Here is a 15,289-nt window from a genome sequence, read left to right as displayed (position 1 = left end):
TTTTAAAATTCACAAAATGAAGGAGGACTTATTATGTTAGTATCAGCAACAGAAATGCTGAATAAGGCAAAAGAAGGACATTATGCAGTTGGACAGTTCAACATCAACAATCTTGAGTGGACAAAGTCAATTCTTACTGTAGCACAGGAGATGCAGTCACCAGTTATCCTTGGTGTTTCTGAGGGTGCAGGTAAGTATATGACAGGATTTAAGACCGTTGCTGCTATGGTAAAGGCAATGATGGAGGAGATGAAGATTACTGTGCCAGTAGCCCTTCATCTTGATCATGGTACATATGATGGTTGCTTAAAGTGCATTGAAGCTGGCTTTTCATCCATTATGTTTGATGGTTCACACTTTGCTATCGACGAGAATGTTACAAAGACGACAGAGCTTGTAGCAGCAGCTCATAAGGCTGGCTTATCTATCGAGGCTGAGGTTGGATCCATCGGTGGAGAAGAAGATGGCGTTATCGGAATGGGTGAGGTAGCTGATCCAGAAGAGTGCAAGAGAATTGCAGATTTGGGTATTGACTTCCTTGCAGCAGGTATTGGAAATATCCACGGAGTATATCCTGCAAACTGGAAGGGATTAAACTTCGAAGCATTGGATAAGATTCAGGCAAAGACTGGAAAGATGCCACTTGTTTTACATGGTGGTACAGGTATTCCAGCAGATATGATTAAGAAGGCCATCACTCTTGGTGTGGCAAAGATCAATGTAAATACCGAGTGCCAGATTTCATTTGCCAAGGCAACTCGTGAGTACATCGAGGCTGGCAAGGATCTTGAGGGCAAGGGATTTGATCCTAGAAAGCTCTTAAAGCCAGGTGCTGACGCAATTATGGAGACAGTCCGTGAGAAGATTGAGCTCTTTGGTTCAGCAAATAAGGCCTAAGAACAAAAAAGAGTAACAAGATGGGCGTTCTCCTTTTGGGAGGACGCCTTTATAATAAAGGTGATAATGAGGTGGAAAAATGGAAGAAATCCAGAGCGTATCTGAATTTTTTGGTTGCAATGTATTTAACGACGCAGTGATGGCAAAATACTTGCCAAAAAATATTTATAAGAAATTGAGAGTAACAATTGAAGAAGGTACAGAGCTTGATCCAAGTGTGGCCGAGGTTGTTGCACATGGAATGAAGGAGTGGGCACTTTCTAGAGGAGCAACGCATTATACACATTGGTTTCAACCACTGACTGGCGTGACTGCAGAAAAGCATGATTCCTTTATTTCAGCACCAAAGAATGGCAAGGTGATTATGGAGTTTTCGGGAAAAGAGCTGACCAAGGGAGAGCCAGATGCTTCTAGTTTTCCATCAGGTGGGCTTCGCGCAACATTTGAGGCGAGGGGATATACAGCTTGGGATTGCACTTCTCCTGCATTTATTAGGGAAGATGCTCTTGGTGTGACCTTATATATTCCTACTGCATTTTGTTCCTACAAGGGAGAGGCCTTAGACAAAAAAACTCCTCTTCTTCGCTCTATGGAAGCAATTAACACACAATCACTTCGAATTCTTCGACTCTTTGGAAATACAACATCAAAGCGTGTGACACCATCCATTGGTGCGGAACAAGAGTACTTTATTGTGGACAAACAAAAGTATTTACAAAGAAAGGACTTGATCTATACCGGAAGGACATTATTTGGAGCGATGCCACCAAAAGGGCAAGAATTAGAGGATCATTATTTTGGTGCGATTCGAGAGCGCATTGCAGCCTATATGAATGACATCAACCATGAGTTGTGGAAATTGGGTGTGCCAGCAAAAACTCAGCACAATGAGGTTGCACCTGCACAGCATGAGCTTGCTCCAGTCTATGAGCAGGCCAATATTGCAACAGACCACAACCAAATTACGATGGAGACGATGAAAAAAATTGCTGGTCACCATGGCTTGACCTGCCTATTGCATGAGAAACCATTTGCAGGTGTCAATGGTTCAGGAAAGCATGACAATTGGTCGTTGACAACCAATGATGGTATCAATTTATTAAATCCTGGTGACACGCCACATGAAAATGTACAATTTTTATTGGTGCTTGCTTGTATCTTACAGGCCGTAGATCGCCATGCCGATTTACTTCGCCAATCGGCATCTGTGCCAGGAAATGATCACAGATTGGGGGCAAATGAGGCACCACCAGCAATTATTTCTGTATTCCTTGGAGAGCAGTTGGAAGATGTGATTGATCAGCTTTGTTCGACAGGTGAGGCAACACATTCCATAAGAGGTGGTATGTTAAAGACAGGCGTGGCGACATTGCCAGATTTTGAAAAGGATGCAACTGATCGAAATAGAACTTCACCATTTGCATTTACCAATAATAAGTTTGAATTTCGAATGGTTGGATCTTCAGATTCTATCTCTTCCCCAAATGTTGTACTCAATACCATTGTGGCTGAGAGTTTCAAGGAAGTGGCGGATGAGCTCGAAAAGGCCGAAGATTTTGAGATGGCAGTTCACGACATGATCAAGAAGATGTTGGCAGAGCACCGTCGCATTATCTTTAATGGCAATGGCTATTCCGATGCTTGGGTGGAAGAGGCCAAGAGGCGAGGACTTCCGAATATTAAGTGTATGGTGGATGCCATTCCAGCGCTCACTACAGAAAAGTCTGTAAAGCTTTTTGAAGCTTTTGGTGTGTACACAAAGGCAGAACTTGAATCTCGTGCTGAGATTGAGTATGAAGCCTATGCAAAGACCATTAACATTGAAGCAAGAACAATGATTGATGTGGCAAGTAAATCAATTTTGCCAGCAGTCATTCGCTATAATACAAGACTGGCTGACTCCATTGGAAAGATTAGAATGGCCTGTCCAGAAGCTAATATTCAGGTGCAAAAGGGATTGTTGATTGAATGCTCTGCCTTACTTGTACAAGCAAAGGCAGCACTTGAAAGATTGATTGAAGTGACAGATGAAGAGGGAACCATTAAGGATGGGGAAAGACGAGCAAGATATTGCTATGAGGTTGTCACTGTGGCTATGGAGGAGTTGAGAACTCCTGTTGATCGCTTGGAGATGATTGTAGATAAAGATCTATGGCCAATGCCAAGTTATGGCGACTTGATTTTTGAAGTGTAATCAAAAATGTAATGAATACCAAAAGGGGGACTGCAGCTTACTGCAGCCCCCTTTTGAGGATGTATTTATTATGATACTATGACTCAGGTTCAATAATTCCATAGGTTCCGTTCTTTCTCTTGTAAACTACATTTACATTCTCGGTTTCGGAATTTAGGAAAACGAAGAAGGCGTGACCGAGCATTTCCATCTGTAAAACGGCTTCTTCAGGGTCCATAGGCTTTATTGCAAATTTCTTGACTTTGACAATCTTTAGTGCATCATCATCGAGTACATCGTCAGATGTCTCAGAGAAGAAGGCCTGTGAAAAGCTCTGTGCAGATTGCTTTTTGTCAATCAATTTACTTTTATACTTTTTAATCTGCTTTTCAATTAAGTCGATTGCAAGGTCAATGCTGGAATACATATCGGTAGTTGTCTCTTCAGCACGAATGAGTCCCAATTTTGTTGGGATGGTGATCTCAATCTTTTGGTCAGCTCTTTGTACACTGAGGGAAACCTTTGCCAAAGTGTCATCTGCAAAATAGCGATCTAACTTAGCAAGCTTTTCTTCAACGGCATCCTTTAAACCTTGTGTAACCTCAATATTTCTTCCAGTAATGGTATAACGCATAATGATCAACTCCTTCTCGTTTAGATTAGTTAAAGTATAGCACAAAGAGATGATAAATTCAATAATAAAATTTAAATTGTTGATACAATAAATATTAAAAATGCTGAAAAATAGAACTTTATAAGTATATACAGAAAAAGACAATTTGTTCAAATCTAAAAAAAATAAGAATTACATTGAAGTTAGGGGTTGCAAGTGATAGAATAATTAAGTTAGTGTAGAGTGTGATATAATGCGTATCACCTTTGATCAAAAAATAAAGGGAAATAATTACAGGAGATAGTGGAATGAACCTGATTGAAAAAATATTTGGAACGCACAGCGATCATGAGCTGAAGAAGATTAGACCAATTGTAGATAAGATCATTGCCATGCAGCCACAGATGGCGGCACTTAGTGATGAAGAATTGAAGGCACAGACACCAAAGTTAAAGGAGCGTTTAGCAAATGGTGAGACCTTAGATGATATTTTGCCAGAGGCATTTGCCACAGTTCGAGAGGCTGCAAAGCGCTCTGTAGGAATGGAGCATTATCCAGTACAGTTGATTGGTGGTATTGTTTTACACCAGGGAAGAATCGCAGAGATGCGAACTGGTGAAGGTAAGACTTTGGTATCAACTTGTCCAGCATACTTAAATGCACTTGCAGGTAAAGGCGTACATATTGTTACTGTCAATGACTATTTGGCTAAGCGTGATGCGGAATGGATGGGCGACATTCATCGATATCTCGGACTGACTGTCGGTGTTGTACTCAATGATATGACCAGTGAACAAAGAAAAGCAGCATATAATTGCGATATTACCTATGTGACAAATAATGAGTTGGGATTTGATTATTTGCGTGATAATATGGCTCTTTATAAGGAACAACAGGTATTGAGAGATTTGGACTATGCGATTATTGATGAGGTCGATTCTGTATTAATTGATGAGGCAAGAACACCATTGATTATTTCGGGACAGTCTTCGAAATCAACCAAGCTCTACGAGGCATGTGATATTTTAGCTCGTCAGCTCGAAAGAGGTGAAGCTAGTGGAGAGTTTACAAAGATGAATGCCATTATGGGCGAGGACATCGAGGAGACGGGAGATTATGTTGTCAATGAAAAGGACAAGGTAGTCAACTTGACACTGGATGGTATTAAAAAAGTAGAAAAATTCTTTAATATTGAAAATCTTGCCGATGCGGATAACTTGGAAATTCAGCACAATATTATTCTTGCTCTTCGTGCACACAGCTTGATGCATAGAGATAAGGATTATGTTGTCAAGGACGGTGAAGTTTTAATTGTCGACGAGTTTACAGGTCGTATTATGCAGGGAAGACGGTATTCCGATGGGCTTCATCAGGCAATTGAGGCGAAGGAGCATGTCAATGTGCAGAGGGAATCAAAGACTTTGGCTACCATTACCTTCCAGAACTTCTTCAATCGCTATAAGAAGAAGTCAGGTATGACAGGTACAGCACTCACGGAGGAAAAGGAGTTTAGAAATACCTATGGCATGGATGCAGTGGCTATTCCAACAAACCGACCAGTGCAAAGAATTGACTATGATGATGCTGTATATAAGAGCAAGAAAGAAAAGTTCAATGCGGTTGTTCAGGACATTGTCAAGACCCACGCAAAAGGTCAGCCAGTGCTTGTTGGTACCATTACGATCGAAACTTCAGAGTTGCTTTCGAAGATGTTAAAGAAAGAGGGAATTAAGCATACCGTGTTGAATGCAAAGTTCCATGAGCGAGAGGCGGAGATTGTTGCCGATGCAGGTGTTGTTGGTGCAGTGACGATTGCCACCAATATGGCAGGTCGTGGTACCGATATTAAGCTTGGTGAAGGGGCAAAGGCTCTTGGCGGTCTGAAAATTATTGGTACAGAAAGACATGAGTCAAGGCGTATTGACAATCAGTTGCGTGGTCGTGCAGGTCGTCAGGGAGATCCTGGTGAGTCAAGATTTTATATCTCACTAGAAGATGATTTGATGAGACTTTTTGGTTCAGAAAGATTAATAAAAATCTTTGAATCTATGGGTGTTCCAGAGGGAGAGCAGATTGAACATAAAATGCTTTCCAATGCCATTGAAAAGGCACAGATGAAGATCGAGAGCAACAACTATGGTATGAGAGAGAACCTGTTAAAGTATGATGAGGTCAATAATGAGCAGCGTGAAGTTATCTACGAGGAGCGAAATAAAGTTCTTGAGGGCGATAATATGCGCGATACCATTATGCGAATGATCAATGATATTGTAGAGCATGCAGTGGGAATAGCTATTTCCGAGGACGCGGATGCAAAGGATTGGGCATACACAGAGCTTAATGAGTTATTGTTGCCAATCATTCCACTTCAGCCAGTGCGTTACACTGAGGACATGAAGGGAATGAAGAAGGCTGATTTGATGCAAAAGTTAAAAGAAGAGGCGATTAAGCTCTATGAGGCCAAGGAGGCAGAATTCCCAGACCTTGAAAAGATTCGTGAGCTTGAGCGTGTCGTTTTATTAAAGGCAATTGACAATCGTTGGACCAATCACATCGACGATATGGAACAGTTGCGTCAAGGTATTGGTCTCCAGGCCTATGGTCAAAGAGATCCTCTTGTTGAGTACAAGATGAGTGCATATGATATGTTTGACGAGATGATTACAGGCATTACAGAGGATACTGTCCGCATTATGTATCATGTCCGCATAGAGCAGCCAGTGGAGAGAGAACCAGTGGTCAAGGTGACAGGAACAAATAAGGACGACTCTTTGGCAAGAGAGCCAAAGAGAAATGAAGAACAAAAGATCTATCCAAATGATCCTTGTCCTTGTGGAAGTGGAAAGAAGTATAAGCAATGCCATGGAAGAATGGAAGGATAGTTTGTGCATTTTGGGGGCTGCATCTGCGGTCCCCTATTTACAACTTAGAAAGAAGGTGATGATGTGGTTGAGTTAGACCAGTTTAAATATAAACTGTCTTCCTATGAAAGTACATTGTTGGAAGTGAGGGATTCACTTTGACTTAGATAGTAAGGAAAGAAGAATTGTGGAGTTGGATCGAGCGATGGAAGAGCCAGATTTTTGGGATAATCCAGAACAATCCACAAAACTTGTCAAAGAAGCAAAGGCATTGAAAGATACAGTGGAAGCGTATCGACATTTAGAGAGTGAGTATGAGGACATTGGAACACTGATTGAGATGGGATATGAGGAAAATGATGAGAGTTTAATTCCAGAGATTGAGCAGATGCTCAATGAATTTGTCGATGGTGTGGAGCAAATGAAGGTACAAACTCTATTGAGTGGTCCATATGACCGAAATAATGCCATTTTAAAGCTTGGTGCAGGTGCAGGAGGAACAGAGTCCTGTGACTGGTGCGAGATGCTCTATCGAATGTATACAAGGTGGGCACAGAATAAGGGATATTCTCTGGAAGTGCTTGATTATCTCGATGGTGATGAGGCGGGCATTAAGTCCATTACAATGAAAGTGGAGGGCGAAAATGCCTACGGATATCTTCGCAGTGAACATGGGGTTCATCGCTTGGTACGTATTTCCCCATTTAATACGGCGGGAAAGCGTCAAACATCTTTTGTTTCCTGTGATATTATGCCAGAGATGGACGAAGATCTAGAGGTAGAAATTAATCCTGATGATTTGCGTGTTGATACCTATCGCTCATCTGGTGCAGGTGGACAGCATATTAACAAGACTTCTTCTGCAGTTCGCATCACTCATATTCCTACAGGAGTAGTTGTGCAATGTCAGTCCCAGAGAAGTCAATTCCAAAATAAAGATGTGGCAATGCAGATGCTAAAGGCAAAACTTTTTATGCTCAAACAGCAAGCCCATGTGGATAAGCTGTCGGATATTCGAGGAGATGTCAAGGATGTTGCATGGGGAAGCCAAATTCGTTCCTATATTTTGCAGCCCTATACCATGGTCAAAGATCATCGAACAGGATGCGAGAGTGGCAACGCACAGGCCGTGCTAGACGGAGATATTGATAAATTTATTATTGCCTATTTAACTTGGGATAGTCTGGGAAGACCAGATGGTTCACAGCAGGATATGGGAGATATAGAATAAGAGTATGGGCAGGTGCAATAAATTATTGTGCTTGCCTTGATTTTTTTTACTCTTCGTGGTAGACTCGTTTAGTAAAAAACAATTGTTTCCGGAGGGCGAACACTTGGAGAAGGAATGTAAATACTATGTGGTAAAGGAAAAGGCAATTCCAGATGTGCTTCTTCGAGTCGTAGAAGCAAAGCGTCTATTGAATTCGGACAAGTCCATATCGGTCAAAGAAGCTGCTGATCGAACTAATATCAGTAGAAGTTCGTTTTATAAATATAAAGATGATATTTTTCCATTTAATGATAATGCCAAGGGAAGAACGATTACACTGGCTATGCAGATTATGGATGAACCTGGGTTATTGTCGGATTTATTGCATATTGTGGCAATTTATCATGCCAATATTCTGACCATCCATCAGTCCATTCCGGTCAATGGCGTAGCAAGTATATCTTTGTCCGTAGAAATATTACAAGATACGGGAAATCTATCCAAAATGGTGGATGATATTGAAAACAGAGAAGGTATCTGCGATGTAAAAATATTAGCTAGGGAGTAGGAAAAATGATTAATGTTGCAATAATGGGATTTGGTACCATTGGTTCAGGTGTTTATGAAGTTATTAAACATAATAATGAGGCAATTAAAGCTGAGATTTGGGATGATATTCGTGTAAAGAAAATTCTTGATTTGAAGGATTTTAAAGGTCAGGAAGTAGAGAATTTAATTGTCCACGATTTCAATGAAATTTTAAACGATAAAGAAATTGATATCGTTGTTGAGACGATGGGTGGAGTGAGCCCAGCCTATGAATTTGTCAAGGCAGTATTAAAGTCTGGAAAACATGCGGTAACCTCGAACAAGGCATTGGTGGCAGCTCGTGGTACAGAGTTGATTCAAGTGGCCAAGGAGAATAATGTAAACTTTATGTTTGAGGCAAGTGTAGGTGGTGGAATTCCTGTTATCCGCACATTAACTAAGGCCTATGCAGGTGAAAAAATTCGAGAGATTACAGGTATCTTAAATGGAACCACCAACTATATTTTGACTAAGATGGATGAAGATGGCGAGACATTTGAGCAGGCACTTACACAGGCACAAAAGCTAGGTTATGCCGAGAGAAATCCTGAGGCAGATGTAGAGGGATTTGATGCCTGCAGAAAGATTGCGATTTTGGCTTCTTTGGCCACAGGCAAGGAAGTGGATTTTGAAGAAATCTACACAGAGGGAATCAGCAAAATTGAGAAAATTGATTTTGCCTATGCGAAATTATTTCATGGTTCATTGAAATTATTTGGTAGTATGAAGGTAGAAAAAAGTCGACTCTATGCGTATGTCTGCCCAATGATGATTACTGACCGTCACTTGCTCTATATGGTTCGAGGTGTGTACAATGGAATTATGATTGAGGGAAATATGCTCGGCAAGAGTATGCTCTATGGAAGTGGAGCAGGAAAACTTCCAACAGCAAGTGCAGTTGTGGCTGATATTATTGCAAGTGCAAGACATAAGAATAAAAATGTGCCAATGGGTTGGGGCAGTGAAAAGGCAAAGGTTGAGGACATCAAGGAGTCCACACATCAGTATTTTGTTCGTTTTAGTGGCAATGATACAGCTTTGATTGAAAAGTGCAAAAAAGCTTTTGGTGAGGTAAAAGTATTGCAACTTGAGGGAGAAGACGAATTTGCTATTCTGACAGGCACAATGAAGGAAGATGACTTTAAGCAGATTGTGGAGAAAATTCCAGAGACCATCAAATTTATTCGTGCAATATTGTAATGAGAAAAGATGGGAATACTTTGAGAGAGGAAGGTGGGAGGCCACTTTCCTCTCCTTTGGTTTCGCAGTGGAGGAAAATTATGGAAGAAAAAGTGGTCATTGATATGCGATTGAGCACCAAAGATATTTGGAGGTTTTCTCTCTATCATGCATCGCGTGGTTTTCAAGGAGTTTTTAATGTATTGATTACGGTCGTTTCTCTGGGATATTTAATTTTTCGATGGAATATGTTGGCGGTCAATCACAGGGCAATTTTATTGTTGTTAGGATTACTCTTTTCAGTGATTCAGCCAGCAATACTCTACCTAAAGGCTGCAAGTCAGGCGAGGTCAGAGGCCATTGAACAGGGAATGCATCTTGAATTTTCAAATGAGGGGATTGATGCTAGGCAGGGCGACCAAGAGATCCATTATACTTGGGATAATGTCTATAAGAGCATGATAAAGAGAGACCTGCTGATTATTTATTTTGATCATGTGAGAGCTTATTTGGTTCCCAAACGCTATTGGCAAAAAGACAGGGAGAAGCTTTTGACAATAATTCGAGCAAATACAAGAGTGAGGAATTTTTAATGGAGATAGAGACATATTCACAGGAAGAGACCATGGATTTTGCAAAAAAGATGGCAGAAAAGCTGGAGGCAGGAAGTATTGTCTGTTTAGATGGTGACCTTGGTGTGGGAAAAACGGTATTTGCCAAGGGCTTTGCCCTGGGACTGGGGATTACAGAGCCTATTACCAGTCCAACCTTTACGATTGTGCAAATCTATGAGGAGGGCAAAATGCCGTTGTATCACTTTGATGTCTATCGGATTTCGGATATTGATGAGATGGATGAGATCGGATATGAAGATTATTTTTTTGGTTCGGGGGTATCTCTTGTGGAGTGGTCAAATTTGATTGTGGAATTGATACCAGATAATGCCATTTATGTGGAGATTATTAAGGATCCAGAAAAAGGATTTGACTATCGAAAGATTGTTGTAAGGGGATGGAATAATGAAGATATTAGGAATTGAGAGTTCTTCTTTAGTAGCATCGATTGCCATTGTTGAAGATGAAAATATGCTTGCGGAGTACACCGTAAACTTTAAGAAGACTCATTCGCAGACACTATTGCCCATGCTCGATGAGGTGATGCGTATGCTTGGGATGGAATTGCAAGAGATTGATGCCATTGCGGTTTCTGGTGGTCCGGGGTCATTTACGGGGCTTCGCATAGGTGCGGCGACAGCCAAGGGGTTGGGATTTGCTCTTCAAAAGCCATTGATTCATGTGCCAACATTGGATGCAACGGCCTACAATCTCTGTGGCAGTGATGCCCTCATTTGTCCGATTATGGATGCAAGAAGAAATCAAGTTTATAATGGGCTTTATTACTGCGATAGAGATTTGAAAGTGATTTGTGCACAGAGAGCTGTGGATATGCACGAATTGATTTTAGAATTAAATGCAAGGGGAGAACGAGTTATTTTTTTGGGTGATGGCGTTCCTGTATATCAAAAAATGATTGAAAATGAAATCACAATTCCCTATACATTTGCTATGGCACATCAAAATCGGCAAAGAGCTGCATCAGTGGCTAGCCTTGGGCTTTGTTATGCCAGAGAAAATAAGATGGTTTCTGCAAGCGATTTTGCCCCAAACTATTTGAGGAAGAGTCAAGCAGAAAGAGAGAGAGAAGAGGCAATGAAAAAGCTGTGATTACAAAGGCAGAAATGGGAGATGTTTTGGCAATTCAAGCAGTAGAGAATCTTTGCTTTAAAGATGCTTGGACAAAAAAGATGATCACTTCGGCTCTTGAAGGTGTCTATGATGAAGTCTATGTGTATAGAGAAAAAGAGAGCATCGTTGGATATATTGATTTTCGGATAGTACAAGATGAAGCAGAAGTATTTCGCATTGCTGTGGTGCCAGAAAAAAGGAAGATGCATTGTGCGTGGCAATTGATGGAAGTGATGCAAGAGGTATGTAGGCAGAAAAATATTGTAAAACAGTTTTTAGAGGTTAGAGTCTCCAATGAACCAGCTATCGCTCTATATCAAAAGTATGGATTTGTTGAGATTGGAAGGCGCAAAGAATATTACATAAATCCAGTAGAGGATGCAATTTTAATGAAAAAAGAGGAAGAAAAATGTTAGATATTTGTTTGTTGGGAACAGGAGGGATGATGCCCCTGCCCTACCGATGGCTGACATCGCTGATGTGTCGATGCGATGGCAGCAATTTGTTAATTGACTGTGGGGAGGGAACGCAGATTGCGATGAAGGAAAAGGGATGGAGTCCCAAACCCATCGATGTCATTTGTTTTACCCACTATCATGCCGACCATATTAGTGGATTGCCGGGGCTATTGTTGACACTTGGCAATGCGGAGAGAGTAGAACCTGTAAAGTTAATTGGACCAAAGGGACTTGAGCGAGTGGTCGGAGCACTCCGAACGATTGCACCAGAACTACCCTTTGAGTTGGAGTTTTATGAATTTAAGGAAAATGAGGAAAAAATGCAGATCGGTCCTTATCAAATTGAGGCTTACCGTGTCAACCACAATGTGCTCTGCTATGGATATTCCATCACTATTCCTAGAAAGGGAAAGTTTAATGCCCAAAGGGCAAAAGAATTAAATATTCCACTCAAGTTTTGGAATAAATTGCAAAAAGGCGAAACTATATGTGATGGTGAAACTATCTATACACCTGATATGGTTATGGGAGCAGAACGCAGGGGATTAAAAGTAAGTTATTGTACAGACAGCCGACCAGTGCCAGTGATTGCAGAATATGCAAAGGATGCAGATTTATTTATTTGTGAGGGGATGTATGGTGAGGAAGGAAAAGAAGAAAAGGCGAGAGAAAATAAGCATATGACCATGTATGAGGCAGCACAGTTAGCGAAAAAAGCCAATCCAAAGGAAATGTGGTTAACCCATTATAGTCCATCGCTCAACCACCCAGAAGAGTACATGGATCAGGTGAAAAAAATATTTGAAAATACCAAGGCAGCAAGAGATGGGTGGACAAAGGAGTTGAGATTTGATGAAGAAGAATGATATCTATGTCCTGGGAATAGAAAGTTCATGTGATGAGACGGCAGCAGCAGTGGTAAAAAATGGTCGAGAGGTTCTCTCGAATGTGATATCCTCACAGATTGATCTTCATACCTTGTATGGCGGGGTTGTTCCAGAAATTGCCTCGAGAAAGCATATTGAAAATATCAATCCTGTGATTGAGCAGGCACTTGTTGATGCAGGAAAAACTTTGGAAGAAATTGATGTGATTGCTGTGACCTATGGTCCGGGGCTTGTCGGTGCACTTCTTGTTGGAGTAGCACAGGCGAAGGCGATAGCCTATGCAGCAAAAAAGCCATTGGTTGCTGTACATCACATTGAGGGACATGTGAGTGCAAATTTTATCTCTCATGCAGATTTAGAACCACCCTTTGTCTGTTTGATTGTTTCGGGAGGACATACCAATCTTGCCATAGTGCGAGATTATGGTGACTTTGAAATTATTGGAAGAACAAGAGATGATGCCGCAGGAGAAGCGTTTGATAAGGTGGCAAGGAGTGTGGGGCTTGGTTATCCAGGAGGACCCAAAATTGATCAAAAGGCAAAGGAGGGAAATCCAAAGGCCATTTCTTTTCCAAAGGCCAAAGTTACTGGAGCAAAGTATGATTTTAGTTTTTCGGGCGTGAAGTCGGCAGTATTGAACTATCAAAATCACGCAAAAATGATGGGGGAAGAGATTTGTGTTGCTGATCTTGTGGCCTCATTTCAAAAGGCCATAGTGGATGTTTTGGTGGAGCACACAGTGGATGCAGCAAAGGAATTTGGTTTTCATAAAGTTGCCATTGCTGGAGGAGTGGCCGCAAATTCTTGTTTGAGAGAAAAAATGGAGACAGCTTGTAAGGAAAATGAACTTTTGCTGTATTATCCACCAAGAATTTATTGTACAGATAATGCGGCAATGATTGCCAGTGCGGGATATTATGAATATTTACAGGGAAAAAGGGCGGGACTGGATTTAAACGCAGTTCCGAGTTTATTACTTGGGAGGGCAAAGGAGTAATGAAAATTGGTGCAGTGGTACTTGCAGCAGGTCGTGGAAGCCGAATGGGAATGGAGATTCCAAAGCAATATCTGGAAGTGGCAAAAAAGCCACTGCTAATTCATTCTCTTCTTGCATTTGAAAAAAGTAAGGTGGATGTAGTTGCACTGGTTGTCACTGGAGGAGATGAGGAGTATTGTGCTCAGCTTCTGAAAGAACATGGAATAAAAAAAGTAAAGTATATTGTTGCTGGGGGAAGTGAGCGATATTTTTCTGTATATGAGGGATTAAAGGCTTTAGAAGAGGCTCGGTGCGATATTGTATCGATTCATGATGGGGCAAGACCTATGGTTGATGACTTACATATTCAAAGAGGTATTGAGGATACGATAAAGTATGGAGCGAGTGTACTTGCAGTGCCTGTAAAGGATACCATTCGTTTCGCCGATGAGGATGGATTTGGTGCACAGACACCAGATCGAAGGAAGCTTTGGAGTATACAGACACCACAGACATTTTTTTATGCGGATTGTAAGAGGGCCTATGATCAATGTGTGTTGGAAAAAAAATTGGATGGCATTACAGATGATGCCATGGTGTTGGAAAAGATACTGGGAAAAAGAGCAAAGCTTACGATGGGGATGTATCAAAATATTAAGGTGACGACACCAGAAGATATCGGCATTGCAGAAGAGTTTTTACAATAGATTGAATCGCTAAAAACTTGATGTTTTGGCGAGTTTTTAGCGATTTTAAAATTTTTTTAAAAAAAATAAAAAAAACTGTTGACTTTATTGTAAAAATTAGGTATTATAAACGAGCGTTACGGAGAGGTATCGAAGTGGTCATAACGAGGCGGTCTTGAAAACCGTTTGTCCGCAAGGGCGCGTGGGTTCGAATCCCACCCTCTCCGCTCATCATATAAAAATGATGATAGTAGAAAATTGGATACGAACTTCGTCATTCAGCAGAAATACCCAAGTGGCTGAAGGGGCTCCCCTGGAAAGGGAGTAGAACGTTAATAGCGTTGCGAGGGTTCAAATCCCTCTTTCTGCGTTTAGAACCTTGAAAATTAAAGATTAAACAGTACACATAACCCTGAAATTTCTTATAAGAATTTCAAGAATGTAATAAAACCTTTGGCTTTGTGAAAACAAAGCTTCAGTAATCATAGGATACAAATTGCTAGTGCAATCGTGACCTAGATCAAAACTTAAACATGAGAGTTTGATCCTGGCTCAGGATGAACGCTGGCGGCGTGCTTAACACATGCAAGTCGAACGAAGCTGTTGTTTGGAGACCTTCGGGTGGAAGAATGACAGACTGAGTGGCGGACGGGTGAGTAACGCGTGGGTAACCTACCTTGCACAGGGGGACAACAGTTGGAAACGACTGCTAATACCGCATAAGACCACAGTACCGCATGGTACAGGGGTAAAAACTGAGGTGGTGCAAGATGGACCCGCGTCTGATTAGCTAGTTGGTGGGGTAAAGGCCTACCAAGGCGACGATCAGTAGCCGACCTGAGAGGGTGATCGGCCACATTGGGACTGAGACACGGCCCAAACTCCTACGGGAGGCAGCAGTGGGGAATATTGGACAATGGGGGGAACCCTGATCCAGCGACGCCGCGTGAGTGAAGAAGTATTTCGGTATGTAAAGCTCTATCAGCAGGGAAGAAAATGACGGTACCTGACTAAGA

General features: G+C 41.4%; 14 protein-coding genes, 2 tRNA genes and 1 rRNA gene (1 of these 17 cut by a window edge). 16 read left to right on the top strand and 1 reads right to left on the bottom strand.

The annotated features are described in order from the left end of the window. Positions 1–33 precede the first annotated feature (33 nt). Both fba and J5A74_00865 read left to right on the top strand, forming a co-directional pair. On the top strand, positions 34–897 hold the full coding sequence (gene fba / locus J5A74_00870; GenBank protein ID QUI95948.1) for a class II fructose-1,6-bisphosphate aldolase: 864 nt from the start codon (positions 34–36) through the stop codon (positions 895–897). 79 nt (positions 898–976) lie between these two features. Then, on the top strand, positions 977–3,091 hold the full coding sequence (locus J5A74_00865; GenBank protein ID QUI95947.1) for a glutamine synthetase III: 2,115 nt from the start codon (positions 977–979) through the stop codon (positions 3,089–3,091). A gap of 76 nt (positions 3,092–3,167) precedes the next feature. On the opposite strand, the gene raiA is transcribed toward J5A74_00865, so the two are convergent. Continuing rightward, positions 3,168–3,704: a ribosome-associated translation inhibitor RaiA gene (gene raiA / locus J5A74_00860; GenBank protein ID QUI95946.1), complete on the bottom strand. Its 537-nt coding sequence runs from the start codon at positions 3,702–3,704 to the stop codon at positions 3,168–3,170. Positions 3,705–3,991: 287 nt separating this feature from the next. Between raiA and secA the strand changes: the two genes are divergently transcribed. The 14 genes from secA to J5A74_00790 all read left to right on the top strand — a co-directional run. Further along, positions 3,992–6,565, top strand: a complete 2,574-nt coding sequence (secA, locus tag J5A74_00855) for a preprotein translocase subunit SecA (GenBank protein ID QUI95945.1) — start codon at positions 3,992–3,994, stop codon at positions 6,563–6,565. A 63-nt stretch (positions 6,566–6,628) separates the two neighbouring features. Continuing rightward, a protein-coding gene (gene prfB, locus J5A74_00850; GenBank protein QUI95944.1) for a peptide chain release factor 2 occupies positions 6,629–7,775 on the top strand; the annotation gives its coding sequence in 2 pieces (ribosomal slippage) (positions 6,629–6,703 and positions 6,705–7,775; 1,146 coding nt in all). A gap of 103 nt (positions 7,776–7,878) precedes the next feature. Beyond that, positions 7,879–8,322, top strand: coding sequence for an ACT domain-containing protein (locus J5A74_00845; GenBank protein ID QUI95943.1), 444 nt, complete (start codon positions 7,879–7,881; stop codon positions 8,320–8,322). A gap of 5 nt (positions 8,323–8,327) precedes the next feature. Further along, a complete protein-coding gene (locus tag J5A74_00840) occupies positions 8,328–9,542 on the top strand; it encodes a homoserine dehydrogenase (GenBank protein ID QUI95942.1) in 1,215 nt (404 codons plus the stop codon). A gap of 80 nt (positions 9,543–9,622) precedes the next feature. Continuing rightward, the gene (locus J5A74_00835) at positions 9,623–10,114 is read left to right on the top strand and encodes a YcxB family protein (GenBank protein QUI95941.1); all 492 of its coding nucleotides are present in this window, start codon (positions 9,623–9,625) and stop codon (positions 10,112–10,114) included. Next, positions 10,114–10,560 (top strand): tRNA (adenosine(37)-N6)-threonylcarbamoyltransferase complex ATPase subunit type 1 TsaE, encoded by a 447-nt coding sequence (gene tsaE / locus J5A74_00830; protein QUI95940.1) that lies wholly within the window; start codon positions 10,114–10,116, stop codon positions 10,558–10,560. Before J5A74_00835 ends, tsaE begins: the two co-directional genes overlap by 1 nt. After that, entirely contained in the window at positions 10,541–11,245 is a 705-nt protein-coding gene (gene tsaB, locus J5A74_00825; protein QUI95939.1) for a tRNA (adenosine(37)-N6)-threonylcarbamoyltransferase complex dimerization subunit type 1 TsaB, read from the top strand. Before tsaE ends, tsaB begins: the two co-directional genes overlap by 20 nt. Further along, entirely contained in the window at positions 11,242–11,682 is a 441-nt protein-coding gene (gene rimI / locus J5A74_00820; GenBank protein ID QUI95938.1) for a ribosomal protein S18-alanine N-acetyltransferase, read from the top strand. The genes tsaB and rimI overlap by 4 nt, the downstream gene beginning before the upstream one ends. After that, complete coding sequence (locus J5A74_00815) at positions 11,676–12,590, top strand: ribonuclease Z (GenBank protein ID QUI95937.1); 915 nt, start codon at positions 11,676–11,678, stop codon at positions 12,588–12,590. The genes rimI and J5A74_00815 overlap by 7 nt, the downstream gene beginning before the upstream one ends. Then, entirely contained in the window at positions 12,577–13,608 is a 1,032-nt protein-coding gene (gene tsaD, locus J5A74_00810; GenBank protein QUI95936.1) for a tRNA (adenosine(37)-N6)-threonylcarbamoyltransferase complex transferase subunit TsaD, read from the top strand. The genes J5A74_00815 and tsaD overlap by 14 nt, the downstream gene beginning before the upstream one ends. Next, entirely contained in the window at positions 13,608–14,294 is a 687-nt protein-coding gene (ispD, locus tag J5A74_00805; protein QUI95935.1) for a 2-C-methyl-D-erythritol 4-phosphate cytidylyltransferase, read from the top strand. The genes tsaD and ispD overlap by 1 nt, the downstream gene beginning before the upstream one ends. Before the next feature lie 120 nt (positions 14,295–14,414). Continuing rightward, positions 14,415–14,500 (top strand) — tRNA-Ser (locus tag J5A74_00800). A 54-nt stretch (positions 14,501–14,554) separates the two neighbouring features. After that, positions 14,555–14,643, top strand: a tRNA-Ser gene (locus J5A74_00795). Between the two features lie 159 nt (positions 14,644–14,802). Next, positions 14,803–15,289, top strand: a 16S ribosomal RNA gene (locus J5A74_00790); it runs 1,043 nt beyond the window's last position.

This window comes from Lachnospiraceae bacterium oral taxon 096 (assembly GCA_018141845.1).
In the GTDB taxonomy this organism is placed as follows: Bacteria; Bacillota; Clostridia; order Lachnospirales; family Lachnospiraceae; genus F0428.
Note: the sequence above shows the minus strand (reverse complement) of the source record. Positions and strands in the feature narration are given on the sequence as shown.